The 25611-nt window shown below is 71.4% G+C and carries 23 protein-coding genes; 14 read left to right on the top strand and 9 right to left on the bottom strand.

Going from position 1 to position 25611, the window contains the following annotated elements; genetic code table 11:
• Positions 1-57 precede the first annotated feature (57 nt).
• Positions 58-1029, bottom strand: a complete 972-nt coding sequence (locus KBX37_RS10610; protein WP_210775722.1) for an NADP-dependent oxidoreductase — start codon at positions 1027-1029, stop codon at positions 58-60.
• 774 nt (positions 1030-1803) lie between these two features.
• Between KBX37_RS10610 and KBX37_RS34385 the strand changes: the two genes are divergently transcribed.
• Positions 1804-2322, top strand: coding sequence for a hypothetical protein (locus KBX37_RS34385; protein ID WP_247657547.1), 519 nt, complete (start codon positions 1804-1806; stop codon positions 2320-2322).
• On the opposite strand, the gene KBX37_RS10600 is transcribed toward KBX37_RS34385, so the two are convergent.
• Positions 2309-2668 (bottom strand): MmcQ/YjbR family DNA-binding protein, encoded by a 360-nt coding sequence (locus KBX37_RS10600; protein ID WP_210775721.1) that lies wholly within the window; start codon positions 2666-2668, stop codon positions 2309-2311. The genes KBX37_RS34385 and KBX37_RS10600 overlap by 14 nt on opposite strands.
• 186 nt (positions 2669-2854) lie before the next feature.
• Here KBX37_RS10600 and KBX37_RS10595 point away from each other — a divergent pair, with 186 nt between their 5' ends.
• Positions 2855-3331, top strand: coding sequence for a heme-degrading domain-containing protein (locus KBX37_RS10595; RefSeq protein ID WP_210775720.1), 477 nt, complete (start codon positions 2855-2857; stop codon positions 3329-3331).
• A 173-nt stretch (positions 3332-3504) separates the two neighbouring features.
• A complete protein-coding gene (locus KBX37_RS10590) occupies positions 3505-4923 on the top strand; it encodes a PQQ-binding-like beta-propeller repeat protein (protein WP_210775719.1) in 1419 nt (472 codons plus the stop codon).
• 33 nt (positions 4924-4956) lie between these two features.
• Here KBX37_RS10590 and KBX37_RS10585 read toward each other — a convergent pair whose 3' ends face one another.
• Genes KBX37_RS10585 through KBX37_RS10575 form a run of 3 tightly spaced genes read right to left on the bottom strand, consistent with a single transcriptional unit; the run spans position 4957 to position 9926 of the window.
• Positions 4957-6777, bottom strand: a complete 1821-nt coding sequence (locus KBX37_RS10585; protein WP_210775718.1) for a serine hydrolase domain-containing protein — start codon at positions 6775-6777, stop codon at positions 4957-4959.
• A gap of 10 nt (positions 6778-6787) precedes the next feature.
• Positions 6788-8095: an exo-beta-N-acetylmuramidase NamZ domain-containing protein gene (locus KBX37_RS10580; RefSeq protein ID WP_210775717.1), complete on the bottom strand. Its 1308-nt coding sequence runs from the start codon at positions 8093-8095 to the stop codon at positions 6788-6790.
• A 10-nt stretch (positions 8096-8105) separates the two neighbouring features.
• Positions 8106-9926 (bottom strand): glycoside hydrolase family 3 protein, encoded by a 1821-nt coding sequence (locus KBX37_RS10575; RefSeq protein WP_210775716.1) that lies wholly within the window; start codon positions 9924-9926, stop codon positions 8106-8108.
• Positions 9927-10306: 380 nt separating this feature from the next.
• Here KBX37_RS10575 and KBX37_RS10570 point away from each other — a divergent pair, with 380 nt between their 5' ends.
• The 5 genes from KBX37_RS10570 (at position 10307) to KBX37_RS10550 (ending at position 15184) form a co-directional block, all read left to right on the top strand.
• Entirely contained in the window at positions 10307-11761 is a 1455-nt protein-coding gene (locus KBX37_RS10570) for a sorbosone dehydrogenase family protein (RefSeq protein ID WP_210775715.1), read from the top strand.
• Positions 11758-12318 (top strand): hypothetical protein, encoded by a 561-nt coding sequence (locus tag KBX37_RS10565; protein ID WP_210775714.1) that lies wholly within the window; start codon positions 11758-11760, stop codon positions 12316-12318. The genes KBX37_RS10570 and KBX37_RS10565 overlap by 4 nt, the downstream gene beginning before the upstream one ends.
• Positions 12315-12878, top strand: a complete 564-nt coding sequence (locus KBX37_RS35605; RefSeq protein ID WP_210775713.1) for a VTT domain-containing protein — start codon at positions 12315-12317, stop codon at positions 12876-12878. The genes KBX37_RS10565 and KBX37_RS35605 overlap by 4 nt, the downstream gene beginning before the upstream one ends.
• 512 nt (positions 12879-13390) lie before the next feature.
• Positions 13391-13687 carry a hypothetical protein gene (locus KBX37_RS10555; protein ID WP_210775712.1) on the top strand — a complete coding sequence of 99 codons (297 nt, stop codon included), beginning with the start codon at positions 13391-13393 and terminating at the stop codon, positions 13685-13687.
• 360 nt (positions 13688-14047) lie between these two features.
• Positions 14048-15184 (top strand): glutamate--cysteine ligase, encoded by a 1137-nt coding sequence (locus tag KBX37_RS10550; protein WP_210775711.1) that lies wholly within the window; start codon positions 14048-14050, stop codon positions 15182-15184.
• A gap of 46 nt (positions 15185-15230) precedes the next feature.
• On the opposite strand, the gene KBX37_RS10545 is transcribed toward KBX37_RS10550, so the two are convergent.
• Complete coding sequence (locus tag KBX37_RS10545; RefSeq protein ID WP_210775753.1) at positions 15231-17015, bottom strand: N-acetylglutaminylglutamine amidotransferase; 1785 nt, start codon at positions 17013-17015, stop codon at positions 15231-15233.
• Positions 17016-17390: 375 nt separating this feature from the next.
• On the opposite strand from KBX37_RS10545, the gene KBX37_RS10540 reads away from it, so the two are divergent.
• The 3 genes from KBX37_RS10540 (at position 17391) to KBX37_RS10530 (ending at position 19716) form a co-directional block, all read left to right on the top strand.
• Positions 17391-17831, top strand: a complete 441-nt coding sequence (locus tag KBX37_RS10540) for an STAS domain-containing protein (protein WP_210775710.1) — start codon at positions 17391-17393, stop codon at positions 17829-17831.
• Positions 17832-17927: 96 nt separating this feature from the next.
• Positions 17928-19142 carry a hypothetical protein gene (locus KBX37_RS10535; protein ID WP_210775709.1) on the top strand — a complete coding sequence of 405 codons (1215 nt, stop codon included), beginning with the start codon at positions 17928-17930 and terminating at the stop codon, positions 19140-19142.
• The gene (locus tag KBX37_RS10530) at positions 19135-19716 is read left to right on the top strand and encodes a hemerythrin domain-containing protein (RefSeq protein WP_210775708.1); all 582 of its coding nucleotides are present in this window, start codon (positions 19135-19137) and stop codon (positions 19714-19716) included. Before KBX37_RS10535 ends, KBX37_RS10530 begins: the two co-directional genes overlap by 8 nt.
• A 121-nt stretch (positions 19717-19837) precedes the next feature.
• On the opposite strand, the gene KBX37_RS10525 is transcribed toward KBX37_RS10530, so the two are convergent.
• The gene (locus tag KBX37_RS10525; protein WP_210775707.1) at positions 19838-20578 is read right to left on the bottom strand and encodes an SDR family oxidoreductase; all 741 of its coding nucleotides are present in this window, start codon (positions 20576-20578) and stop codon (positions 19838-19840) included.
• A gap of 128 nt (positions 20579-20706) precedes the next feature.
• Between KBX37_RS10525 and KBX37_RS10520 the strand changes: the two genes are divergently transcribed.
• The gene (locus KBX37_RS10520) at positions 20707-21213 is read left to right on the top strand and encodes an Rrf2 family transcriptional regulator (protein WP_210775706.1); all 507 of its coding nucleotides are present in this window, start codon (positions 20707-20709) and stop codon (positions 21211-21213) included.
• A 318-nt stretch (positions 21214-21531) separates the two neighbouring features.
• On the opposite strand, the gene KBX37_RS10515 is transcribed toward KBX37_RS10520, so the two are convergent.
• Together KBX37_RS10515 and KBX37_RS10510 are read right to left on the bottom strand one after the other, a co-directional pair.
• A complete protein-coding gene (locus KBX37_RS10515) occupies positions 21532-21771 on the bottom strand; it encodes a 4-oxalocrotonate tautomerase family protein (protein WP_154936273.1) in 240 nt (79 codons plus the stop codon).
• A gap of 35 nt (positions 21772-21806) precedes the next feature.
• Positions 21807-22523 (bottom strand): SDR family NAD(P)-dependent oxidoreductase, encoded by a 717-nt coding sequence (locus tag KBX37_RS10510; protein ID WP_210775705.1) that lies wholly within the window; start codon positions 22521-22523, stop codon positions 21807-21809.
• A gap of 138 nt (positions 22524-22661) precedes the next feature.
• On the opposite strand from KBX37_RS10510, the gene KBX37_RS10505 reads away from it, so the two are divergent.
• Complete coding sequence (locus KBX37_RS10505) at positions 22662-23279, top strand: TetR/AcrR family transcriptional regulator (protein WP_210775704.1); 618 nt, start codon at positions 22662-22664, stop codon at positions 23277-23279.
• 181 nt (positions 23280-23460) lie between these two features.
• A complete protein-coding gene (locus tag KBX37_RS10500) occupies positions 23461-25554 on the top strand; it encodes a glycogen debranching N-terminal domain-containing protein (RefSeq protein ID WP_307849027.1) in 2094 nt (697 codons plus the stop codon).
• The last annotated feature ends 57 nt before the right edge of the window (positions 25555-25611 follow it).

The following is a 25611-nucleotide window of genomic DNA, read 5'->3' as shown; positions in this document are numbered from 1 at the left end:
CGGGTACGCGAGCCGGGGTCGTGCGAGGTCCCGAGCAGCATTGCGGCGCCCCAGCGGTCAGACCACCGTGAGGAGCAGCCTGCCCGGATAGGAGGTCTGCAGGCGACGGTGCGCCTCGGCCGCCTGCCCCAGCGGGAACTTCTCGGCGACGTGCACCTCGAACGGTCCGGCCTCGATGAGCTCGTTGAGGCGCTGCAACTGCCGGGGCCCGGTCTCGCCGTCGTACGCCTTGATCGTCACGCCGGGCCGCTCGCCCGGTTCCGGCTGCACCCCGTGGGGGTACCCGAGCACACCGCCGTCGCGCAGCGCCTCGGTGAGCTTGTCCAGCGTCTTCCCACCGACCATCGCCAGCAGGCCGTCCACGCCGTCCGGCGCCACCTCCCGGATCCGCCCGAGCACCTGGGCGAGGTCACCGTGACCGTCGACGGCCAGATCGGCGCCGAGCCGGCTCACCAGCGCCACGCCCTCCGCCCCGGACGCCACGGCCACCACGTTGAGCCCCTGCCGCTTGGCCAACTGCACGGCCAGGTGACCCTGTCCCCCACTCGCCCCGAAGATCAGCAGCCACGCGCCGGCGGACAGGCCCAGCACGTCCAGGCCCGTCAGGGCGGTCAGCGCGTCGGTGGGCATGGCACCCGCGTGCTCCACCGGCAGGCCCGCCGGCAGCTTCGCGACGTACTCGGCCCTGGTCGCCGCGTACTCGGCGTAGAAGCCGCCCTTGGGCCGGGTGTAGCCGTACACGTAGACCACGTCGCCCACGGCGACGTTGGTCACCTGCCGGCCGACGGCGGCGACGCTGCCGGCGGCCTCGGCGCCGGGCACCATCGGGAAGGTGGACCCCTCGGGCACCAGCGCGCCCTCCCGTGTCATGGCGTCCCACACCCCGACGCCGGCGCTCCACACCTTGATCAGAACCTCGTCGTCGGCGATCTGCGGCACCGGCAGGATACGCGGGGTGATCACCTCCGGGCCGCCGAACTCGTCGAAGGCCGCGGCCTGCATCTGCTCCGGCACGTCGCCGTCTGCCATCTGGAATCCTCTCCACCCCGGTGTCGTGCGGGCACCGCATCGTCGAAGGCAGCATGCCGGTGCACCCGCCGCCGGGGGCCCCTGCGCGAGCGCCGTTCACCCGGTCGGGCTACCGGCCGCGAGCCCACCGGGCCGGTCCCGTGGACCACCTGCGCGCTGCCGGCGCCCGGAACACCCCGGTCCGCGCACGGTCCGGCGACCGATCGGCAGCAGTAAGATCGCTGGCACCCCGGCGAAGACACGTCCTCCCCCACCCGGAGCCCGCATGTCCGAGCAGCCCGCCACCGACGTCAACCCCCGCAGGTGTCGTCGTCTGCGCGGTCAGGCCCTGGTCGGACTGCTTCGCCGGTGCGGGGCTGATCGTTCGTACCGGACTCTCCGCCCGGCCCTGGTCGTGGTGTGCCTGATCGCCGCGGCCGGGTTGCCGGCCGGATCGTCGGTGGCCGACGCCACCGGATCCACCGCCCTGCGGGTGCTCCAGCTGAACCTCTGCAACAGCGGCCGGGCCGGCTGCTACACGGGCCGATCGGTGGCCGAGGCCGCGGAGGTGATCGGCGTCGAGCTGCCCGACCTGGTCACCCTCAACGAGATCTGTCAGGACGACGTGGCCGCGCTGGAGCACGCGTTCGCGGCCGGCCACGGCGGTGGCACCGTCGTCTCCGCCTTCAAGGCTGCCGGTGACCGCCCTACCGGCGCCGTCACCGAGTGCCGCAACGGGCAGCCGTACGGCGTCGGGCTGCTGACCACCTTGCCGCGCCGTACCCGGGGCACACGGTGCACAGCGGGATCCACCCGACGCAGGATGTCACGGACCCCGAGGAACGGCCCTGGCTCTGCGTCCACGTCGCCGGCCTGCTGCACGCCTGCACCACACACCTGGCCACCAGTGCCACCGTCGCGCTCGCCCAGTGCGCCCACCTGCTCGACACGGTCGTACCGATGATCCGCAGGAGCAGCGGATACGTACCCACCGTGCTGAGCGGCGACCTCAACCTCCGGCACGGCGGCTCCCCCGACGTGCGGTCCTGCGTGCCGCCGGGCTACCTGCGGATCGACGACGGCGCGGTGCAACAGATCATGGCGACAACCGACGTCACGATCTGTTGCGGCAGGTCGATAGGCATGCGCGGGGCGACCGACCACCCAGGGCTGTTGGCCACCCTCACGATCGACGACCGACGCCCCGCCTGGGCCGCCACCGCGCCGCGCTGGACACCCGCCCGCGTCGCCCCGCCCCGGCGAGCACGCTGGACGCGGCACCGCGCCGGTCAGGCGCCCGTCAACGGTCGCTGACGAGCGCGTCCGGGGCCCGCATCCGCCACGCGTCGGTCATTAGCTCCCGCAGGCGCTCGACATCGACCTCGGTCAGGCGCAGCATCACCAGCGGCCACCCCTCGTAGCCCGGTGTGGTGAAGAAGAGGTCGGGCTCGCCGAGGAGGAGAGCCTGCTTCTCGGCCTCGTCGCCGACGAACAGCACCGCGACGTCGGTCCGGATCACCCGTGGCTTCCCCGGCCGGCGCTCGGGATAGGACCAGACGAATCCCTTGTCGGCGACCCGGAAGTCGAAGCCCTCGCTGTCGATCTCCACCGCGTGCGGCAGCGCCAGGGCTATCCGGCGGACATCATCGGCGTCTGCCATCGGGGTCCCTCCCGCGTCGGATCCTCACCGGGCCGAGGTTACGCCTCGGCACCGACATTGATCATGTGCGCGCACGTCGCCGGCGTCTCGCCCATCGCGGCGGAGGCACCCATCCGGTTTGCGACAATCAACAGGCACGGACACCGAACCCGGCGCAGTCCGCCACTCGACCAAGAAGAGGTACGTATGCCACTTGACCATGACGCGTGGCCGACGCTGGAGGAGCTGCTGCGCGAGGAGGGCGAGTTGGAGCTGCCGGCTCTGTCGGAGTCGGACGCGTACGAGTTGGGGATGCGGGCGGTCGCCGCCGCGCGGGAGCGCCAGCTGCCGATCTCGGTGGGTGTGTGGCGGACCGGGCGCCAGTTGTTCCACTGCGGCCTGCCCGGTTCGACGCTGGACAACGACGGGTGGCTGCGTCGCAAGGGACGAGTGGTGATGCGGTTCGAGCACTCGTCGCTGTACATGGCACGGCTGTGCCAGGACAAGCAGGTGACCCTGGCGGAGAGATTCGGACTGCCGGCCGCCAAGTACGCGGCCGCCGGGGGCGCGGTGCCGCTGCGCGTTCGCGGCACCGGCGTGGTGGGCTGGTTCGGCGTCTCCGGACTTCCGCAACTGGACGACCATCGCTTCGTCGTCGAGATGCTTCGCGAGACCTCGCGCTAGTCGTACACCGGGGCGGTAGGTGACCGGAGCCATAGTGGGCACGGATCGGGGTTGACGGGTCGCCACCAGCGGCTCGTCAACCCCGCCGATCTTGTCGGGGGCGGCGGTTAGCGTGTGGTCACTGTCGCCGCGCCGGCCACGTCGGGCCGGTCGCTGACCCCTCGGAGGCCCCCATGTCGCAGGAGACGACCTACCTCGAACTGTCCGAAGTGGACGGTGCGCACAAGTTCTACGAGGTCGTCGTCGAGGACGCCACGCTGACCGTGCGCTACGGCCGGATCGGCGACCAGGGGCAGGTCAAGGCGAGCGCCTATCCGGACAACGCGCGGGCCCGGGCGGCGGCGGCGAAGAAGATCGGGGAGAAGGTCCGCAAGGGGTACGCCCCGGCGGTCCCCGGCGTCAGACAGAAGCGCAGCGTCTCCCGACGCCAGATCGTCAGCACCCGCTCCACCGCCCGCACCGCCCCGGTGCTGTGGCGCTACGACTCCGGTGCCCCCGCCTTCGGCATCTTCGTCGACGGGCAGCACTGCATGGTGGGCAACGAGCACGGGGTGATCACCACCCTCGGCCACGACGCCCGGGTGCGCAGCCAGGTCCGCCTCCCCGACGGGGTGAAGTGCATCGTCGCCGACGACGCCTGGATCTACGCCGGCTGCGACGACGGCAACGTCTACGACCTCTCCGGCAAGGTGCCCCGGGTGGCGTACGCGATCGCCCCGGAAATCGACATCTACTGGCTGGACATTCACGACGGCGTCCTGGGCGTCTCGGACGCCGACGGCGGGATCGCCGCCATCGACCACGAGGACGAGTTCCTCTGGCGCCGGCCCGGGCGGGGCCGCTCCGCCTGGATGGTGCGCTGCGACACCGACGCGCTCTACCACGGCCATTCCCAGGGGGTGACCGGCTACGACTGGCGTACCGGCCGCGAGCTCTGGCACACCAGCACCGGCTCGGTGCTCTTCGGGTGGCAGGAGCGCGGCAGCGTGTTCGCCGGGACGAGCACCCGCGAGGTGGTGCGGCTGGCCAAGGACGGTCGGGCCGAACGCCGCTACCGGTGCGACGCCCCGGTCTTCTCCTGCGCGACCGCGGCGGGCGGCCGGTACGTCTTCGCCGGCGACAGCCAGTCCTCGATCTACTGCTTCGACGCGGCGGGCACCCGACTGTGGAAGCTCGGCACCGGCTGCGGCTCGGCGTACTCCATGCAGTACCACGACGATCGGCTCTATGTCGTCACCACCGGCGGCCATCTGGCCTGTATCGACGCCAGCGAGCCGGCGATCCGGGCGGCCCAGGTCGGCGACGTGCCGCAGGTGCTGGACGTCAAGGCGCCCCGCCAGGCACCGCGGACCGTGCAGCCGACGGTGGTCGAGGTGACCAGCGACGCCGGCGCGGGCGTCGTCGTGCAGTGCCTGGACGATCGTGGCCGGCTGCGGGTCCAGGTGGTTTCCGACGGCTACCGGCGTGACTGGTCGGTGCAGTTCCCCAAGGGCATCCGCGAGCCGGGCGCCCGCTACCTGGTGACCGAGGTCCGCGAGTCCGGTCGAGGCGGGTTCTACCGGGCGTACGGCGACATCCGCCGGCTGCGCTGAGCACGCACGCCTGCCGCCGTCGTTGTTGATCGGTCAGGTGCGGGCGGGTGACCACCCGTCGGCGACGAGGAGGGAGGCGTCGATGCCCTCGCCGTCGAAGAGCACCCCGTCCCGGTCCCCCGCGACGACCCGGTCGACGTACACGCCACGACCCTGGCCGGAGCCGTCGGTGCTGCTGCTCCACCGCAGGTGGGTCGCCTGGTCGGGCAGCGCCACCGAGGCCTGCCACCAGGCCCGGCCGCCGTACCCGGTGACCGTGCCGTCGCTGGTCCAGCGTCGGTCGCCGTGCCGCAGCAGCATCCGCGCCGGAGCCCATGTCTGCCCTCCGTCGGTGGAGACCTCGAACCGCGTGCTGTCGTAGCGGGGCTCGGTGTCGTACCAGAGCAGGAAGTTCGCGGTGCCGCCCTGCGCGGCCCGGCGCAGCGGGGCGGTGAGGGTGACCGTCGCGAGGTCGCGCGGGTCGGCCCGCCAGGCCTCCCGCGACCGGGGCCGCACCGGCATCGCCTCGGCGAGGTCGCGGGCGACCGCGCGCCGGGCGACGTTGTTGCTCCCCCAGCCGCGGTCGGGGTGCACCCGGTTGCTCAGCAGGATGAGGAACGAGTGGGAGAGCGGGTCGATGACGAGGGACGTGCCGGTGAAGCCGGTGTGCCCGAACGCCACCGGGGAGGAGAGTCCCATCATGTACCAGTGCTTGTTGAGCTCGAAGCCGAGCCCGCGATCGCTCTCCGGGTAGGCCGCCTCCAGCGGCGCGTTGTAGTTGACCAGCATCGCGCGCACCGTGTCCGGCCGGAGGATCCGTCGCCCGCGGTACTCGCCGCCGTTGAGCAGTGACTGGCAGAGCAGCGACAGGTCGGCAGCGGTGGAGAAGACCCCGGCGTGCCCGGCCACGCCCCCGAGCGACCAGGCATTCTCGTCGTGCACCTCGCCCCAGACCATGCCGCGCCCGGCGTACGGCTGGTACTCGGTGGCGGCGATCCGCGACCGCAGCTCCGGCCCCGGGTTGTAGCCGGTGTCGGTCATGCCCAGCGGCGCGGTGACGCCGTCGCGGACCAGGTCGGCCAACGGCCGCCCGGCGACCCGTTCCACCAGCACGCCCAGTGCGATCAGGCCGAGGTCGGAGTAGACGTAGCGGGTGCCGGGCGTCGCCCCGGCCGCGAGCGGCGTGGCCAACGCGGCGGCGAACCGCTCGGCCGGCGTCGGGTACCTGCTCCACAGTGGCGTGAAGGCGGGCAGACCCGAGGTGTGGGTCAGCAGCATCCGTACCGTGACCGCCTCCTTGCCGCCGGCCGCGAACTCCGGGACATAGCGGGCGACCGGGGCGTCCAGCTCCACCCGCCCCCGCTCGACCTGCTGCATGGTGACGATCGTGGTGAACAGCTTCGACACCGAGGCCAGGTCGAAGACGGTGTCGGGCCGCATCGGGATCTGCTGGTCGGCGGGAAGCTCCACCGCGACCCGCCCGGGCGGCGGTCCGACGGCGGCGTACCGGACCGCGGTGCCCACGGCGGCGTGCTGCACCACCACGCCGTCCTTGGCCGCCAGGACCACCGCGCCCGCGTACGCCGGATATCCGGGGTGGTCCGGCGTCGGCTGGAGATAGGCCGCCAGGTCGGCGGGGAGGCGATCCACGGGCGCGGGGAGCAGACCGACCTCGCGGGCGCTGCCGGGCCGCAGCGTGTCCTGCCGGAAGTGGATGTCGGCGGGGGTGACGGCCGGCGGCCCGGCCTCTTCGCGCAGCGGCGCGCCGGCCGCCCCGGTGGCCGGCGCGGTCGTACCGAGGATGGCCACGGCCAGGCCCAGCGCGAGCCGGCGGAGCGCGGGCGGGCGGTGCAGCGGGCGGGACGACGTGGTCATGCCACACTCCTCAGTAGAGCAGGTAGGGCTGGCGCTGGCGGTCGAACGCGGCCAGCTCGTCGGCCCAGGCGCCGACGACGTCGTCCACGTCGGCCCCGGCGTCGATCTGGGTACGCAGCCGGGGCGACCCGGTGAGCTTGTCGATCCAGTACGGGCGGACGGCGTCCCAGGAGTCGCGCCGCCAGGTGAACGCGGGGTACTTGTGCGCCTCCACCAGCATCGCCACCGCGGTACGGATCGGGTCGTACACCGCCCGGTCGACGACCTTGACCTCGACGCCGGCGCAGAGCTTGTTCAACAGCGCCGGCTTCTGCCCGGCCGAGGTCGGTGCGAAGTACGCCTCGCGGAACTCGACTCCGGGCAGATCCCGGGCGTTGAGGCGCTCGCTCCAATGGTGGTCGAAGTCGGTCGCCAGCCCGCCGATCAGCTCGAACGGACGGCAGGTGCCGCGGCCTTCGGTGATCGACGCGACGCCCTCGAAGAGGCCGGTACCCGGGTAGACCAGCGCGGTGTCCGGGGTGGGCATGTTCGGACTGGGCATCACCCAGGGCACGTCGGTGTCGACGGCGAGGCGGTCCCGCTTCCAGTGCTCGCACCGCACCACGTGCAGGTCCACCGGTCGCCCGGCTTCGACGGGCAGGAACGTGCCGTTGAAGAACCGGGCCAGTTCCCCGACGGTCATCCCGTGCTGCTGGACGATCTCCTTGAGGCCGACCCCCGAGGTGTACGGCGCGGTCATCATCGGCCCGTAGGCCCGCCCGCCGATCGGGTTCGGACGGTCCAGCACGACGTAGCGTTTGCCGACCCGGGCCGCGGCGACCATCGAGGTGTACATGGTCCAGATGTAGGTGTAGAAGCGGACGCCGACGTCCTGGATGTCGAAGACGACCGTGTCCACGCCCGCCTCGGTGAACATGCTCTCCCACCGGGCCAGCGAGGCGCCGTACGCGTCGTAGACAGGGATGCCGGTGCGCGCGTCGACGCCGGTGCCCTCGCTGCCTCCGGCCTGGGCCGAGCCACGGAAGCCGTGCTCGGGGCCGAACGCCGCGGTCAGCCGGACCTGGCCCGAGCCGTGCATCAGGTCGACGAGGTGACGGTAGGCCCCGTCGACGCCGGTCGGGTTCGAGACGACGCCGACCCGCTGGCCGGCGAGGACGGCGAAGTCGGAGGCCACCAGTTGGTCCAGGCCAGTACGGACCCGGCGGACGCCGGGGCTGCCCGCCGCGGGCGACAGGGCCGCGCCGACGCCGAGCGGCCCCGCGCCGGCGCCGAGCGCTCCCGCGCCGACCGCGCCGGCGAGGAAATTCCTACGCTGCATGGGTTGCCTCCTACCAGGTCAGGCCGTGGCCGTAGGGGTAGAGCACGGTGCCCGCACCCTCGGCCGTGGGGATCGTGACGGGCAGCCGCCCCCGGGGGGACAGCTCGCCGTGCAGCGCGCGGACGAGTGCGTCCATCGCCGCCCGGGTGTACGAGTAGGTCGCCAGATAGGTGGTCACGCCCGGCAGGTGGGCGATGTCGTAGGGGTCCCGCACCGCCACCACGACCACGGGTTTGCCGGTGGCGAGCAGCGCCGCGACGAGGCGCTGCTGGGTGGCCCGCGGATCGGTGATGGTGGTGTCCCACGCCTTGTTGACGAGCACGACGGTGAGGTCGTGCGCGGCCGCCTGGGTGGCCGTCGCGGCGATCACCGCGTCGGACGGCAGCGTCGCCGGCCGGGCGGTGGCCCGGGCGCCGCGTGCGGTGAACCCGTCGGCGACCGTCGCGACCGGAGCGAAGGCCGCGCTGTTCCAGCCGGTGACCAGCACCGACCGGTTGGTGCCGGCGAGCGGCAGCAGCCCGGCGCCGTTGCGCACCGCGGTGAGCGTCGGGTCGGTGACCTGGGTGACGGCGGCGAGGTGCCCGGGCGCCCCGACCGTCCGTACCGCCTCCTCGACGTCGACCAGCGGCGACCGGGCCAGCCCCTGCCGGTACTTCATGCCGAGGATGCGCCGCACCGACTCGTCGATCCGCTGCTCGGTCAGCTCGCCCGTGGCGACGGCCCGCAGCACCGCGTCCCGGGCCAGCGCGAGGTTCGGCGGCATCAGCAACTGGTCGGCGCCGGCCTTGATCGCCAGTACGGGCACCCGCTCGTCGCCGTACTTCTGCCGCACGCCGGCCATGTTCAGCGCGTCCGTGACGATGACTCCCCGGAAGCCGAGTTCACCGCGCAGCACGCCGGTGAGGATCGTCGGCGACAACGTCGCCGGGTCGCCGGACGGGTCGAGCGCGGGCACCACGATGTGCGCGGTCATGATCGAGTCGACGCCCGCGCTGATCGCCCGCCGGAACGGCGGTGCGTCGATCCGGTCCCACTCCGCCCGGCTGTGGTTGATCACCGGCAGGCCGGTGTGGCTGTCGGTGGCCGTGTCGCCGTGGCCGGGAAAGTGCTTTGCCACCGCGGTCACGCCGGCGCCGTCCTGGAACCCGGCGACCTGCGCGGCGGTCAGCTCGGCCACCAGGGTGGGGTCGGCGCCGAAGGACCGTACCCCGATGACCGGGTTGCCGGCGTTGACGTTGACGTCGGCGATCGGCGCGTACGGCTGGTGGATGCCCACCGCGCGCAGCTCCCGCCCGGTGATGTCCGCCGACGTGCGTGCGTCCTGAGGTGAGCGCCCGGCGCCCAGCGCCATCGCGCCGGGGAACTGCGCGGCGGGAGCGGGCATCCGCAGCACCGTGCCCTGCTCCTGGTCGGTGGAGATGAGCAGGGGGACGCGCCCCTTGCTGCCGTCGCCGAGGGCGGCCCGTTGGAGACCGTTGGAGAGGCCGGCGATCTGACGGGGACTGTCCAGGTTGTGGGACCAGGAGAAGTAGCAGACGCCGCCGAGGTGGAACCGGTCGATGACCTCGGCCGGAGTCTCGACGCCGAACGCGGCGCGGTTGGCGGCGCGGTCGGCGGCCGTGGGCTCGGTGGCGTCACTGCCGTAGACGTAGGTGGAGAAGAGCTGCCCGACCTTCTGCGCCAGGCTCATGTGCCGCAGCGTCGAGGTGACCCAGCCCGGCTCGGCGGTGGGCGGGAGCGCGGGCTCGGCCGAGGCGTGGACGGGGAGCGGCGCGAGGGTGGTCACCAGGGTGGCCATCAGGACGGTCGCGGTGACGGATCGGGTCTTCATAGACGACGACCTCTCAGTCCGGGTGGCTGAAACTTAGCTACATATGAATGATCAGTCAAGAAGATTAGCTACAAATCGTCGTGGACTGAGTGGACCCGGCCGGCCCAGCCCACGATCCTCAGGGGTGCCCTGCCGGGTGTCGCCCGCGCGACGATCGGCGCCACGGTGAGCGGCTGCGCCGCCACCGGGCGGGCCGGGGACCGCTCAGGTGCCCGCGACCTGCAGTAGCGGGCCGAAGCTTTGGGGAACTTCCTGCACGTTGGGTGCGCGCCGAGCAGAATGGCACAGATGCACCACTCTGTCCGGATCATGAGACCCGCCCTCGAAGGGCTGCGGGTTGCGCCCGGAACCGGGCTCGGCCGAATTCTGAAGGATGTCGCATGACCTCGTTGACGCCGCTGTCGGCAACCGTGGCGGAGCCGGAGGCGCTGTCCACGCTGCCGACACCGGCGCGTCCGCGGGTCGACCCGGGCGACGTCGTGGTGCCCGACGGCTACCGCGTGGAGGTGGTGCTCGTCGGCCTGTCGATGCCGTGCGGGATGGGTTTCGCCGAGGACGGCACCCTCTACGTCCTGGAGGGCGGCAGCACCTGGCCGACTCGCCCCTACGTCCCGGCCCGGATCCTGCGAATGGACCCGGACGGCCACCTTGGCGTGGTTGCCGAGGAGGGTCTGGGCGGGCCACGGCACGTGGCGGTGCACGGCGACGCGCTGCTGGTGTCGTGCAAGGGTGGCCGACACGCCCGGATAGATCGCATAGACCTGGCGACCGGGCGCACCGAGGTGCTGATCGATGGGCTGCCCAACGGCGGCTGGCACGAACCGGGCGGGCCCGTGTTCGGCCCCGATGGGCTGATGTACTTCGCCCAGGGTTCGGTGTCACAGCAGGGCGTGGTGCTGCCGCAGGGGTTCCAGGTCGACGTCGCCCGACACATCGGCGTGCACGACGTACCCGGTGAAGATGTCGTGCTGACCGGCAACAACGTGCAGACGTACGACCCGACCGCACCGTACCCGTACCTGGTGGAGACCGGACCCTTCAAGCCGTTCGGCACACCGGCACGGCGCGGGGAGGTGGTGCGCGGCGCGCTCAAGTGCAGTTCGGGCCTGTGGCGTGCCCAGCCCGACGGCAGCGAGATGGAGCTGGTGGCCTGGGGCCTCCGCAACCCGTACGGGATGGCCTTCGGCGAGGACGGCAACCTCTACGTCACCGACAACGACTTCGAGGAGACCGGGGACCGGGCGATCCGGGCCGACCCGGACCGCATCTGGCGCATCGACGCCGCTCGAAACCCGCACGGTTCGATCGACCGGCCCGCCTGGTACGGCTTTCCCGACATCTGCGGTGACGGCCTGCCCGCCTGGCACGACTCCCACCTGCCCCGGCGAGGACGACCGGCCGAGCCGCTGCTCAAGGACCCGCCGCCGTGGGCAGGCCCGGCCGTGTTCCTCGAGGAGCCGCACTCGGCGATGGCCGGTCTCGACGTCTCACGCAGCGACGCGTTCGGTTACCGGGGGCGGCTGTTCGCCTGCGAGTGGGGAACGCTCGCCCCGTTGAACTCGCCGGACCCGACGGACCTGGAGCACGGATTCCGGGTGGTGGCGGTAAACCCGACCGACGGCACGTGCGAGCCGTTCATGCGCAACTCGCGGCCCGGACCGGCCTCGGCGCTGGGCACGGGTGGGCTGGAGCGTCCGGTGGACGCCAAGTTCGCGCCGGACGGCAGCCTGTACGTGCTCGACTTCGGCGTGTCCCGGGTGACGGAGATGACGCAGATGTCCTACGGCCACACCGGCGTGCTGTGGCGGGTCGTCCGTGACGGGAGCCGAGGATGAACCGCCCGCTGCTCCTGGAGCTCGACCACGACACCGTCACCGCTCAGCTCGACCGCGTCGTACCGTGGCTGCTCACCACCCGCACGCTGCAATCCGCGTACCGCAAGATCCTGGAGGACACCGCGGACGAGGTCGGCGAGCCGCACATCCGCGCCTGGCTGCACGAGATCGCCGTGCCCGCCCGACAGCATGAAGAAGCGGTGGCGGACCTGCACCGCGCCTTCGGCCACCCACCGGTGACAGGGACGAAGGCGGCTGCCACCCGGGCTGTCGCCACCGCCCTGAGTGCGGTCCGAGAGCTGACCGGCGAAGCGCAGGGTGTGGTCGCGGGCGCGCGAGGGCGGGCGTGGCGGCACCTGCGCTTGCTGCTGCTGAGCAACCTCGACGCGATCAGCGGCTTCGCGGTGGCCGAGCAACTGGCTCTGGCGCTGGGCAGACCGGCCGTCGTGGACATCACCTTTCCCATCGTGGCCGACAAGACCCGGCACCAACTTCTGATCCGCGAGTGCTTTCTGGAGATGGCGTCGAACGCGATCCTGTACCGGCGCGACGTGTGAGCCAGCCTCGGCACTGGGGGTACCTTATCCTGCTCACCGGCCTGCCGGCCGCACTGCTGGCGGTCTTCGGCGCGGTGCAGGCGCTGGATGCGCCACTGCTGACCGACCCGTCCCCGCTGCTCGGCAGGGCGGGCCCGGCGGCGGCCGCGACCGGCGTGGCCCTGCTACTGGCCGACGTGGCAATCCCCGTGCCGTCCAGTCTGGTGATGGTCGCCAACGGAACGCTGTTCGGTGTGCTTTCCGGAACGCTGCTGTCGCTGCTCGGCGGACTCGGGTCCACTCTCATCGCCTTCGGCCTCGGCAGGCGCAGCCGTGGCCTGCTCGTCCGGACCACCACGCCGGCGCAGCGCGCACGCGCCGAACGGCTGCTCACCCGGTACGGTCTGCTCGCCGTGCTGGTCACCCGCCCCGTACCGGTCCTGGCCGAGACCGTCGCCCTGCTCGCCGGCACCACCACGCTCGGGTGGTGGCGCGTCACGTTGGCGAGCGCCGCGGGAGTCCTGCCGGCCGCGCTGATCTACGCGGCTGCGGGCGCCACCGCACAGAGCGGGCTGTCCTGATCTCCCGGTTGCAGGGTCAGGGCAGGGTGCGACCGAGGAACCCCCGGACGTACCCAGCAATCACGTCCAGGTGACCTTCCAGGGCGAAGTGCCCGGCGTCGATGAGGTGGACCTCGGCGTCCCCACACCGGTTGAACCCGCCCTCTGCTTGAGTTCTATGTCGGACTCCACTTGATGCGTGACGGATCCCCTTCAGATGATGGGTGACAGCCTGGCTAGAGGATCGAGTCGTGTCGCTTCAGGTGCGGTGATAGCTTCCCCATGTGTTTGCAGGGGCGCGAGCAGGTAGGAAATCCGCACCGTGGCGCGCGCTGGCGGGCCTCGCCGTATCCGCCACCGTGTTGCTGGCTGGCTGTACTGCGGTCACCGGCACCGGTGGATCTGAGTTCGACGGTGATGTCGGCAATACGAAGAGCTGCCCGCACCGCACCGCCTACTGCCCAGCCGAGGGCGCTGGCGTGAGTTGGCCCGGACGCCCGTCGCTGTCTCCGTCGGGAAGGTTCCGCCTCGAAGTGTCCAAGGCCGACCCTGATACCGCCGACGCAGACTGGCAGTACCAGGTGGTGGAGGTGGCGACTGGCGCCGTCGTCCTGCCGCCTCCTCGGCCCGGCATGATCGGTGGCATCGGTGTACTTGCGGCCTGGGACCAGAACACGCCTGACACGGTTTGGGCCACCGCGCCGAAGCTAACCCGTTGGCGTGTCGATCCCAAGGGCAGCGGAAGGTGGCTCAGCGAGCATCCCTCGCCCGGCGAGGAGCTACCGGCGGTGGTTGCTGCCTCGCGCGCTCGCCTTCTGACGGCCTCGTGAGCGGTACTCAGGGAGCTCTCCCGCTACCAGCGCTCACGCATGGGTGGGGTTACAGAGGCCACCTGGAAACACCGGATAGCGATGGAAGTTGATATACGACATACGACCTGCTCAGCGGCTTGATCGACGCCACTTCCCCAGGTCAGCCACAACAGGCGGTTAGTTCGCCATGTACTTCGACTGCTGACGACAACACCGGACCCACCACCCAGCCGGCCGCCCGGCCCGGGGATACGAGGCAGATCGAGGGCTCGACCACGGCCGACCAGCCGCTACCAGCTGCCCCATCGGCCCGCCGACCACGACGGCAGCACGCCGCGCGGCGGTACTCCAGCACACTGCCCACGATCGGACGTGACCATGAAGCCGCACCGAGTGGCCGCCCCCGCGGCATCCACTCCCACCATCCTCACCCTGGGGGTGGAGGAGGAGTTCCTGCTCCTGGACCCGGCAACCGGGGAGAGCCTGCCCGTCGCCGACCGGGTGCTGCACACGCTGTCGGGGACCGCTCGGGAGCAGAGCCGGCAGGAGTTCCGGCACAGCATGGTGGAGCTGGTCACCCCCGTCTGCACCGACCTGGCACAGCTGCGCGAACACCTGGTCGCGCTGCGCGGTGCCGCCGCCCAGGCGGCGGAGGCGGCCGGGGCGTGCCTCGTCGCGGTCGGGGCCACCCCGGTGTGCGAAGCGCACCGTACGGTGCCGGACGAGCAGCGCTACCACGCCATGTCCCGCCGGTTCGGTCCGGTGGCGCACGACCCCGCGGTCTGCGGCTGCCACATCCACGTCGGTCTGCCGGACCGGGAGCTGGCCGTGCAGGTGTGCAACCACCTGCGCCCGTGGCTGCCGGTGGTGAAGGCGCTCACCGCCAACTCCCCCCTGCACGACGGCAGGGACACCGGGCACGCCAGCTGGCGGTCCATGCAGCTGGAACGCCGGCCGAGCATCGGACCCACCCCGCACTTCGAGTCGGTCGCCGACTACGACGCCACCGTGCAGGAGTTGATCGCCGCAGGGATCATGCTCGACGCCGCGATGGTCTACTGGTACGCCCGCCCGTCCGCCGCGTACCCGACCGTGGAGGTCCGGGTCGGCGACGTCTGCCCCACCGTTGACGACACGGTGCTGGTCGCCGCGCTGGTCAGGGCGCTGGTCGCCACCATGGCCGACGACGTCCGCGCCGGGGTCCGCGCCACTCCGATCCGGGACTGCCTGGTCGCCGCCGCGCACTGGCGAGCCGCCCACAACGGGGTCGACGGTGACCTCATCGACCTGCGCGGCGGCGGCGCCCGTCCCGCGTGGGACCTGATCGACGAGCTCCTCGTCACCGTCGCGTCCGCGTTGACCCGGCACGGCGATCTGGACCCGGTGCTGCGCCAGCTCGACCGGATACGCCGGGACGGCACCGGCGCGACCCGACAGCGGCGGATCATGGCCCGCACCGACGGCGACGTCCAGGCCGTTCTGGATCACCTGACCGCCCAGACCACCGCCCACTGAACCGGCGACCCGGCCGACTGGGTCAGACGAGCGAGCGCGCCGGGAGTCAGTGGATGTCGTGGGCTTGGAGCCAGAGTTCCAGCAGGCCGAGCTGCCAGAGCTTGTTGCTGCCGGCGGCGGCCTGCGCCTGGGCCGAATCGGCGAGCAGGTCGGCGACGTACCGGGGCCGGAACAGGCCGCGCTCCCGTGCGGGCGGCGCGGTCAGGGCCTCCTCGACGAGGTGCCGCACCGGCCCGTCGACGTTGCGCAGGGCGGGCACCGGGAAGTAGCCCTTGGGCCGGTCGATCACCTCGGCGGGCAGCACCTCCCGGGCCACCTCCTTGAGCAACCCCTTGCCGCCCTGTGCCACCTTGTGCTCCGGCGGGCAGGCCGCCGCGAGGGCGACGAGGTCCTGGTCCAGGAACGGGGTGCGCACCTCCAGCCCCCACGCCATGCTCATGCTGTCCACCCGCTTCACCGGGTCGTCCGGCAGCATCAGGTGGGTGTCCAGGCGCAGCACCGCGTCCAGTGCGGTGTCCGCGCCGGGCGCGGCCAGGTGCGCGGCGAGCAGTTCGCGGCTGGCGTCGTGGCCACACGCGAACGCCGGGTCGACCACCCGGTCCAGTTCCGCGTGGTCCCGGTCGAAGAACGCGGCGGCGAACGCCTCGGCGGCACTCTGGCGGGGTACCCGCGTGAGCGGCTGGTGGTAGGCGTAGCCGGCGAAGACCTCGTCGGCGCCCTGGCCCGACTGGGCCACCTTGACCTGGCGGGCCACCTGCTCGGAGAGCAGGTGGAAGGCGACCACGTCGTGGCTGCCCATCGGCTCGGTCATCGCCTCGATCGTCCGGCGGACCGCCGGCACCAGGTCGTCGTTGCCGAGTTGGATGCGCTGGTGGTCGGTGCCGAAGGTGGCGGCGACCAGGTCGGAGTAGTGGAACTCGTCGCCCACCTCGCCGCCGCGGCTGTCGAAGCCGATGCTGAACGTCTGGAGGTGGGGCTGCCCGGCCTCGGCGAGCAACGCCACGATCATGCTGGAGTCCAGGCCGCCGGAGAGCAGCACGCCGACCGGTACGTCCGCCACCAGCCGCCGCCGCACGGCCGTGCGCAGCGCGTCGCCGGCCGCAACCTGCCAGTCGCGCGCGTCCATGCCGGCGTGCTCCGGGTCCCGTTGGTAGTCGGGCTGCCAGTAGACGCGCTCGCGGCTGCGCCCGTCGAACTCCACCACCCGCACCGTGGCCGGGGGCAGCTTGCGCACCCCGCGCAGGATGGTCCGGGGCGCCGGCACGATCGAATGCCAGGAGAGGTAGTGGTGCAGCGCCACCGGGTCGATGCCGGTGTCCACGTCCCCGGCGGCCAGCAGCGCCGGGAGGGTGGAGGCGAACCGCAGCTGCCCCGGCGACTCCGCCAGGTAGAGCGGCTTGATACCCAGCCGGTCCCGGGCCAGCACCAGCCGGCGCCGCCGCCGGTCCACGAGCACCACGGCGAACATGCCGACCAGGTGGTCGACGAACTGTTCACCCCACTGCGCGTACGCCACGAGGATGACCTCGGTGTCGCTGGTGGAGTGGAAGGTGTGCCCGGCCTCCCGCAGCTCGTCGCGCAGCTGGTGGTAGTTGTAGACGCAACCGTTGAAAACGAGCCCCAGCCCCAGGTCCTCGCGCACCATGGGCTGGCCGCCCGCCTCGGACAGGTCGATGACGGTCAGCCGGCGGTGTCCCAGGGTGACCCAGCCGTCGTTCCACAACCCTTCGCCGTCGGGGCCCCGGGAACGCATCGCCTCGGTCATCCGGGCCACCGCGCCGGCGTCGGGGGTCGCGCCGTCGAACCTCGCCTCACCGCTGATGCCGCACATCTCACCGGGGCCCGATCGCTCGACGTGCACGCACCACGACAACACCCCTGCCGTCGTCCGCCGGTCGGCGTTCGGCCGGCGGTACCGGAGCCGGCGACTACCCGATGCCCACCCCGGGAAACCGACCGCCGACCTCGCGTTCTTCGGCGCCCGCCGCCGGCGGCGACGGCCGGGTGTATGCCCGGCCTCCGGGGGTAGGGACATCTCCGGGTCAAGAAATGCGCCCTGAACCGCCGCTGCCGCACCGTCCGGTGGGCAAGCGGGTGACCCCCGGTGAAGGGCTGAGGCGCCATGTCGACAGATCCGGTCTCTCCCGAAGAACGAGGGCCTGCCCCATCCTGCGCCGAAGGGCGCCCAGGATTGCGTGAACCCATCATGTCGTTGTCGTTGAGCTGCGACGGCGCCACCAAGGTGATCACTGCCAGTGGCGAGATCGACATGAGCAACGCGCACCTGCTCGTGGAGCTGGTGGAGTTCCTCTGCCGTCCTCCGCTGCCGCCGATCGCGCTCGACCTGTCGACGGTGACCTACCTCGGTGCGCCGGGAATCGATGCCCTGCTGCGGGTGCGCGAGCTGGTCACCTCGGCCGGTGGGCGGTTGACCCTCCGTGAGGCCCCACCCTTCGTGCTCCGCATCCTCGGTGTGACCGGCGTGCCACCGCAGCTCGACATCGCCTCGGCCCGGGCCACGGCGACGGCACCTCCGGTCGTCACTCGCCTCCCGCTGGCCCGCGGGCACGGCGGCAGCCGGCGGTTGGCGCCACGAGGCTCCTTCGACGGCACTGTCCCTGCCGACCAGCCGGCGCCTTTGGGCTGACCGACACATCCCCTCGACACCAGCGCCTGTTCGGGCGATTCCGCTCGACGGGCCCGGGCAGCGCCCGACGACGCACCCCGACGCGAATGGAGAGACATGTTCAACCCGCTGGACCACAAGGGAATCCCCCTGGAGAGCCAGATCCGCAACTGGCGTGAACTGAATGTCGAACCGATCGATCCCGAGGCGGTGGACCCCTACACCAGGTGCCGGATCATCACGATGAACGGCATCGAGGTCGAGGCGATCAACTTCCAGCACCAGTTCGCCCGCGTCTGCCCGGACCAGGAGGTCCGGCGGCAGCTCGCGTACGTGCGGTACGTGGAGAGCCAGCAGCAGCGGGTGGTGAACTGGCTGCTGCCGGGGGTGGCGAGCGTGCTGGAGACGACCCTCGGCTACGAACAGGTGGCTGTCGACCTGACGGCCTGGGTGGCCCGGCACGAACCGGACCCCTACCTGAAGCAGGCGTACGAGTTCGGGGTGCTGGAGGACTTCGACCACCTGTACCGCTACGCGAACCTCTACGAGATGGTCGAGCGGCGCAAGGCGGAGAAGATCGTCGACGGCCTCACCGAGGTCATGCCCGGCCGGCCGACCGTGCAGGAGCACCGGCACCCGTTCGACGAGGTCCGGACCCCGTACGACCGGAACTCGGTCGACCCGCGCTCCAAGCTGAACGCGTTGACGATCCTCTCGGCCGAGCAGCAGGTGATGTTCTACTACATGAACGTCGGCCCCCAGTACATGGAGCCGATCGCGCGCCAGCTCTACCAGGAGATCAGCCTGATCGAGCAGGAGCACGTCACCCACTACGAGTCGCTGCTGGACCCGGGCGAGAGCTGGTGGGAGCGGCTGCTGACCCACGAGTACAACGAGTGCTGGTTGTACTACTCGTTCCTGCAGCAGGAGAGCGACCCGCGGATCAAGGCGGTCTGGGAGCTGCACCTGCAGATGGAGCTGGCCCACCTCCAGCAGGCGGCCGACCTGTTGCGCCGACATGACGGCCGCGAGCCGGAGGAGATCGTCGGCAGCGCCGGCCTGCCCGAGCCGCTCACCTTCGAACCGAACAAGGAGTACCTGCGCCACCTGCTGGCCACCCAGATCGACCTCACCAAACTCGGCGAGGGCTACGTCACGGAGGCGCACGAGCGCTTCGAGTGGATGCAGCAGCAGCTGCACGACGGTGAGCAGCCGCCCACCGAGCAGGTCATCGACATGCACCGCGAGCGCTTCGGCGACGAGTACCGCATCGAGACCGAGGGACCGCACCCGGTGGACGGGCTGCGTGCCCGGGGAGGTAGCCATGCCTGACACCGACGCCCCGGCCACGCCCGGGCCCGAGGAGGACGTGGTCGACCTGCTGCTCGCCCAGCACGCGCGCGTCGAGCAGCTCTTCCTGCTGGTCATCGGCAGCACCGGCGACACCCGCCGGGAGGCGTTCGACGACCTGGTCCGGCTCCTCGCCGCGCACGAGACCGCCGAGGAGGAGGTCGTCCACCCGCTGGCCCGGACCCTGCCCGGTGGTGGTGGCGACGCCATGGTCGACGACCGGCTCGACGAGGAACGCCAGGCCAAGGAGACGCTGAAGACCTTGATCGCCGGCGGCGTCGAGGCCGACGGCTTCGACACCGGCATCATCCTGCTCCGTGACGCGGTGCTCACCCACGCCCGCTACGAGGAGCGCTACGAGTTCCCCCGGCTGCGACAGCACGTGCCGGCCGACCGGCTGCGCACCCTCGCCGCCGCCGTACGTGCCGCGGAGGCCACCGCACCGACCCGACCACACCCGAATGCGCAGTCGGCCAAGGGCAACCTGGCGGCCGGTCCCGCGCTGGCGGTCGTCGACCGGGTCCGCGACGCGCTCCGCAAGCCGTCCGCCGGCTGAAGAACCGCGCGGCGACGCAGCCCGGCTGACCGGGAAGCGGGCGGCGAGCATCGGGGGCGGCTCCGGCACGGGCCGGGGCGCCCCCGATGCTCGCCAGTGCTCCTGACGGCTGCGCACCCGGTCAGCGGGCGGACTGCATCCAGTCCTGGTAGTGCGTGGGTGCCAGGTGCGCGTCCGGGCCCGCGATGATCGCGTCGCCGGTGACGGCCGCGAACATGCCGGCCTTGTCGTCGGTGACGACGGTCCGGTCGTCGTGCTGCGCGGCCAGGGTGAGCCTGCCGAGGTCGTCGAGGGCGAAGACGTCCGGGCCGGCGATGTTCCGGATGCCGTTCAGCGGCGAACCGATGGAGACATCGACGACTTCGTCGACGATGTCCGCGGTGGCCATCGGCTGGATACGGGTAGCGGGCAGGCGGACGGTGGTGTCGTCGGAGGTCCAGGACAGGACCGCGTTCACGAACTCGAAGAACTGGGTGGCCCGCACGATGGAGTACGGCGTGGGCCCCTGCCGGAGCAGGTCTTCCTGCAGGGTCTTGGCGCGGTAGTAGTCGAGCTGGGGCACCTGGTCCACACCGACGATCGAGAGGATCACCTGGTGCCGGACGCCGGCGCGCTCCCCGGCGGCCAGCAGGTTGGTCATGGAGGTACGGAAAAAGTCGAGCGAGGCCTCGTCGAAGGTTGGCGAGTTGGAAACGTTGACAACGACGTCGGCGCCCTCCAGCGCCTGGTCCAGGCCCTTCCCCGTGAGCAGGTCGACGCCGGTTGACGGCGCCGCGGGGACGGCCTCGTGTCCGGCCGCGGTCAGCTTCTGGACCACCTGCGAGCCGATCAGTCCGGTACCACCGATGACTGTGAGCTTCATGGCTCTCACCCTTCCATGCGCGCCGCGCAGGCACGCCAGATTTGTCGAGGACCCGCCTCGAACTCGGACAACTCTTGTCCGAGACAGTAGTCGGATAAGCTTTGTCCGAGTCAAGCGGGGGGGGTCGGATGAAGCTGTCAGGTGGGGTCGAGTGGGCACTGCACTGCTGCGTGGTGCTGACCACGGCGACGGAGCCCGTGCCGGCTGCCCGGCTCGCGGAACTGCACGACGTCTCCGGCAGCTACCTGGCCAAACAGCTGCAGGCGCTGTCCCGCGCCGGCCTCGTGACCGCCGTCCAGGGCAAGGCGGGCGGATATGTCCTGACCAGGTCACCCGAACTGATCACCATGCTCGACGTCGTCACCGCTGTCGACGGCGCTCAGCCCGCGTTCGTGTGCACCGAGATCCGCCAGCGCGGCCCCCTGGCGACACCGCCGGAGGCCTGCACCCGGCCGTGCCCCATCGCCCGCGCGATGGCCGGCGCCGACGCCGCCTGGCGGGCCGCCCTACAGGCGATCTCCATCGCAGACCTCGCCGGCGGTGTCGACGACGACTACGGCCCTGCCGCCCTCGCCGGCTTGAGCGCCTGGCTCACGCGGAACGCGGGCGACACCGCGACCGGCGAGCAGGGATGATCGCGGAGGGCGGCGGTCGGATCCGGCGTCCTTGACGGGACTCGGCCGGCATCGACCACTCGCTGCGCGGATCAGCGGAGGTGTGATCACGGCGAAGCCCCGACCGGCGGCCGGCTCAGCCGGCGCGGTGAGGCCGGTCGCACGACCGGAGACGATGATCGGCCGGTGGGTGAAGCTGTGGCTTCGCCCACCGGCCGACCCGCCCCCCTTGGTGGGGGAAATTCTCAAGGCTGCCATCGGTCCTGTCGGTGCAGGTTCACGACGACGTCACCCACTACTACTGTCCGCGGCGCACGCCGCGGTACTGCGCCGGCGGTCCTATTCGCTGGCGCGTGACCGCTGCTGCTCGCGGAACTGCTCGACCGGCAGGCCGCCCCGGCCCCAGTTCTCGGTCTCGACCTCGTCGATGACGACGAAGGTCGAGTCCAGCGGCTTGTTGAGGACGTCGCGCAGCAGTTCGCTCACGCCCTTGATCAGCGCGGCCTTCTCCTCGGCGGTCGCCGCCGACGCGCCGGGCGTGCTGCCCTCTCGGGTGATCTGGATGTTGACGATCGGCATGGGATGCCCCTGTCTACGGGTTGCGGTGACGGCGGTCAGCGCCCGGCGTTCTGGCCGCCGTCGACGTGCAGGATCTCGCCGGTGACGAAGGGCGCGGATTCGAGGTAGACGACGGCGTCGACCACGTCGCTGGTCTCGCCGATTCGACCGACCGGGTGCAGGCCGGCGAGCGCGCCGTGGGTCTCGACCGGGTGCATCGGGGTCTTGATGATCCCGGGCGCGACAGCGTTGACCCGGACTCCACGACTCGCGTACTCGATGGCCAGCGACTTGGTCGCGGAGCTGAGGCCACCCTTGGTCAACGACGCGAGCGCGGACGGGACGTGCGAGCTGGGCTGGTCCACCAGGCTGGTCGTGATGGTGACGATGTGACCGCCGCCGGCTGCCAGCAGGTGCGGCAGGACCCGCCGGGTGAGGTGGAAGAACCCGACGAGGTTGACCTTGGTGACCTGGTCGAGATCCTCGTCGGTGTAGTCGGTGAACGGCTTGGCGACGAAGATGCCGGCGTTGTTGACCAGGCTGTCGATCCGGCCGAAACGCTCCACCGCCGCGTCGACCACCCGCTGCGCGGTGTCCGGGTCGGCGATGTCGCCCCGGATGGTGAGGATGTCCGGATCATGGGCATCACCGATCGAGCGTGAGGTTGCCACGACGCCGTATCCGAGCTTGCGGTACGCGTCCACGAGGCCGGCGCCGATGCCCTGCGAGGCACCGGTGATCACGGCGACCTTCTGAACCTGACTGCTGCTCATGACGAACCACTTCCTGACTGGCCGAAGCCCTGGTAGGACGGCGGCTGACGGGGCCGGGAGCCGCGATCGCGGCAGCCGGACGACCACTAGACGACTGGTCGACTAAAAGCTAGCCGACCGGTCGTGTATCGTCAAAGGATGGGTCGGACCAGTGACGCACGGAACAAACTTCTCGCGGCAGCCGCCACGCTGATCGAGCAGCGCGGCTACGCGGCGCTGGGGGTCGCCGAGATCTGCGCGACCGCCGGCGTGCCGAAGGGCAGCTTCTACTACTTCTTCGAGTCCAAGCAGGCACTCGCCCTCACCGTCATCGACGAGCACTGGGCGACCCAGCGCCGCCGGTGGGAGGAGTTGCTCGGCAGCGGACACGACCCGCTGCGCCGCCTGCGGGACCTGTTCGAGGCCACCGAGGAGGTGCAGCGCACTGGGCAGCAGCAGGTCGGCCTGGTCGCCGGCTGCCTGTTCGGCAACCTCGCCCTCGAACTCAGCAACCAGGCGGAAGAGATCCGCCGTCGGCTCCAGGAGATCTTCGAGGCCCAGATCGACCTCATCGAGCAGGTGGTCCTCGAGGCGAAGGAGCAGGGCCAGGCCGGTCCCTCGGTCGAATCCCGGGAGGCCGCCCGGTCCATCGTCGCGCAGATCGAGGGACGGGTCCTGCTCGCGAAGCTGCTCAACGATCCGGCGCAGCTGGAGACGCTGTGGCGCAACTGCCTGGACCTGCTCCAGGTGCCGGCGCACGCGCGGCCGACCGACTGAGCGATTCCCGGCCGAACCGGATGCGCCGATCTACCTGCAAGGACGTGAGGAGCGCTCATAGGCTGCGGACACGCGCCCGCCTTGACGCGAGCCCAACTCGCAGCGGAAGGAGGTGTCGGTGGCGGCAGCATCAGGGCGTCCCACGCCCGCGGATCCGATGGTCACCGGGACCACCCGTCGCGTGCCGAGCGGCGCTTGCCGTGACCTCCCGCCCGAGCTGGGGCCGGACGCGATCGGCGTGTTGGAGGGGCGCACCTTCATGCTCTCCGACGCCGTGGGAAACGTGCCCGACGGGTCCATCGGCGGGCTCGTTCACGACGACACCCGCTTCGTGAGCAGGTGGGTGCTGACGATCGGCGACGCACCGCTGCTGGTGCTCTCCTCCGGCACCGTCGATCCGTACTCGGCGGCCTTCTTCCTGGCCAACTCGGCGCTGCCCGGGCTGCCGGCGAACCGGGTCGGCGTGCGGCGGCAACGGTTCGTCGGCGACGGGCTCTACGAGCGCGTCGAGCTGCGCTACTTCGGCATCGAGCCGGCACAGGTGCGGCTGCGCCTCGCGGTGGGAACCGATTTCGCGGACCTGTTCGAGATCAAGGAGTCCGGCCGGGACCGCAGCCCACACGTCGTCCGCCGGCACGCGCCGGACGGGTCGGCCCTCGAGTTCGCGTACCGCAACGGCGACTTCGCGGCGACGGTACGGATCGAAGCTGACCCGCCGGCCGATCAGGTGGACGGAGACACGCTGGAATGGAACTTGAGGCTGGCGCGCGGACAGCAGTGGGGCTGTGAGCTGTGGGTACCGCTGCGCTGCGGCGAGGAGGACTACCGTCCCACGCCCCGCGAGTTCGGTCAGGCCGTTGACCACGGCATGGAGGATCCGTCGACCCGATGGGCGGCGAGCAAGCCGCACCTGCACGCGGACGCCGACCTGATCCGGGACGTCTACCACAAGTCGGCGGTCGACCTCGTGTCGATGCGGATCGAGAAGACCATCGCCGGGGAACCGGTCGTACTGATCGCCGCCGGCCTGCCCTGGTTCCTGACCGTCTTCGGCCGGGACACCCTGATCACCGCCTACCAGACCATGATGTGCGGCCCCGCCGTCGCCCGCGGCGCCCTGATCGTGCTGGCCGCCCACCAGGCCACCACGTTCGACGAGTTCACCGACCGGGAACCGGGCAAGATCTTTCACGAGTACCGGTCGGGCGAGCTGACCCGGCTCGGCCTCAAGCCCTACCACCCCTACTACGGCGGCGCCGACACCACCGCGCTGTGGCTGATCCTGCTGTCGGAGTACTGGCGGTGGACCCGCGACGACGAACTCGTCCGCCGGCTGCGCGGCAACGCCGACGCCGCCCTGGGCTGGATCGACCACCACGGCGACCGCGACGGCGACGGCTACGTCGAGTACGCCACCCGCTCCGACCAGGGCCTGGGCAACCAGTGCTGGCGGGACTCCCCGGACGGCGTGCAGCACGCCGACGGGACCGTCCCGGTCCTGCCGATCGCCACCTGCGAGACGCAGGGCTACACCTACGACGCCAAGGTGCGCCTCGCGGAACTCGCCGACGGCCCCTGGCAGGACCCGGGCCTGGGCCGCCGGCTGCGGGCGGAGGCCGACCGGCTGCGTGAGCAGTTCGACCGGGACTACTGGATCCCACGGCGGGGCGGCTACTACGCCGTCGGGCTGGACGGGGACAAGCGGCCCATCGACTCGATGACCTCCAACATGGGTCATCTGCTGTGGAGCGGCATCGTGCCCGAGGACCGCGCCGGGCACGTCGCCCGGCAACTCATGTCCGACGAGATGTTCTCCGGCTGGGGAGTCCGCACCCTGTCCACCGCCGACACCGGCTACAACCCCATCGGCTACCACCTCGGCACCGTCTGGCCGCACGACAACTCCATCATCGCGGCGGGCCTCGCTCGTTACGGCTACCGGGACGAGGCGAACCGCATCGCCATGGCCATGCTGGAGGCCGCCCGTCACTCCGAGCACCGCCTGCCGGAGGCGTTCTCCGGCTACGACCGGTCCTTCGGCCGCCAACCCGTGCCCTACCCCACCGCCTGCAACCCGCAGGCCTGGGCCAGCGGCGCACCCCTGCTCCTGCTCCGCACCATGCTCGGCCTGAAACCGCAGGCGGACACCCTCGTCGCCGACCCACATCTGCCCGACGAACTCGGCCGAATCCGCCTGCACAACGTGATGGCCGGGGGCCGGCGGTGGAACGTCGACGCTATCGGCTGCCACACCACCCTCACGGAAGCGGAGTGACGCAGGCCGACTTCCGGCGGGCTGTGGGCACGAATGAGTCGACGCCAGGTGCCGGCA

Source organism: Micromonospora sp. U56 (assembly GCF_018070095.1).
GTDB classification, from domain to species: domain Bacteria; phylum Actinomycetota; class Actinomycetes; order Mycobacteriales; family Micromonosporaceae; genus Micromonospora; species Micromonospora purpureochromogenes.
This window is presented reverse-complemented; position numbering and strand designations above follow the sequence as displayed.

Bases quoted from the DNA above. Each gene is read 5' to 3' on its own strand.
- KBX37_RS10550 (WP_210775711.1), top strand. From the start codon at position 14,048: ATGAAGCCGCACCGAGTGGCCGCCCCCGCGGCATCCACTCCCACCATC.
- KBX37_RS10580 (WP_210775717.1), bottom strand. From the start codon at position 8,095: ATGCAGCGTAGGAATTTCCTCGCCGGCGCGGTCGGCGCGGGAGCGCTC.
- KBX37_RS10600 (WP_210775721.1), bottom strand. From the start codon at position 2,668: ATGGCAGACGCCGATGATGTCCGCCGGATAGCCCTGGCGCTGCCGCAC.
- KBX37_RS10575 (WP_210775716.1), bottom strand. From the start codon at position 9,926: ATGAAGACCCGATCCGTCACCGCGACCGTCCTGATGGCCACCCTGGTG.
- KBX37_RS10515 (WP_154936273.1), bottom strand. From the start codon at position 21,771: ATGCCGATCGTCAACATCCAGATCACCCGAGAGGGCAGCACGCCCGGC.
- KBX37_RS10595 (WP_210775720.1), top strand. From the start codon at position 2,855: ATGCCACTTGACCATGACGCGTGGCCGACGCTGGAGGAGCTGCTGCGC.
- KBX37_RS10540 (WP_210775710.1), top strand. From the start codon at position 17,391: ATGTCGTTGTCGTTGAGCTGCGACGGCGCCACCAAGGTGATCACTGCC.
- KBX37_RS10570 (WP_210775715.1), top strand. From the start codon at position 10,307: ATGACCTCGTTGACGCCGCTGTCGGCAACCGTGGCGGAGCCGGAGGCG.
- KBX37_RS10610 (WP_210775722.1), bottom strand. From the start codon at position 1,029: ATGGCAGACGGCGACGTGCCGGAGCAGATGCAGGCCGCGGCCTTCGAC.
- KBX37_RS10530 (WP_210775708.1), top strand. From the start codon at position 19,135: ATGCCTGACACCGACGCCCCGGCCACGCCCGGGCCCGAGGAGGACGTG.
- KBX37_RS10510 (WP_210775705.1), bottom strand. From the start codon at position 22,523: ATGAGCAGCAGTCAGGTTCAGAAGGTCGCCGTGATCACCGGTGCCTCG.
- KBX37_RS10590 (WP_210775719.1), top strand. From the start codon at position 3,505: ATGTCGCAGGAGACGACCTACCTCGAACTGTCCGAAGTGGACGGTGCG.
- KBX37_RS10520 (WP_210775706.1), top strand. From the start codon at position 20,707: ATGAAGCTGTCAGGTGGGGTCGAGTGGGCACTGCACTGCTGCGTGGTG.
- KBX37_RS10525 (WP_210775707.1), bottom strand. From the start codon at position 20,578: ATGAAGCTCACAGTCATCGGTGGTACCGGACTGATCGGCTCGCAGGTG.
- KBX37_RS10545 (WP_210775753.1), bottom strand. From the start codon at position 17,015: ATGTGCGGCATCAGCGGTGAGGCGAGGTTCGACGGCGCGACCCCCGAC.
- KBX37_RS10585 (WP_210775718.1), bottom strand. From the start codon at position 6,777: ATGACCACGTCGTCCCGCCCGCTGCACCGCCCGCCCGCGCTCCGCCGG.
- KBX37_RS10505 (WP_210775704.1), top strand. From the start codon at position 22,662: ATGGGTCGGACCAGTGACGCACGGAACAAACTTCTCGCGGCAGCCGCC.
- KBX37_RS10565 (WP_210775714.1), top strand. From the start codon at position 11,758: ATGAACCGCCCGCTGCTCCTGGAGCTCGACCACGACACCGTCACCGCT.
- KBX37_RS10535 (WP_210775709.1), top strand. From the start codon at position 17,928: ATGTTCAACCCGCTGGACCACAAGGGAATCCCCCTGGAGAGCCAGATC.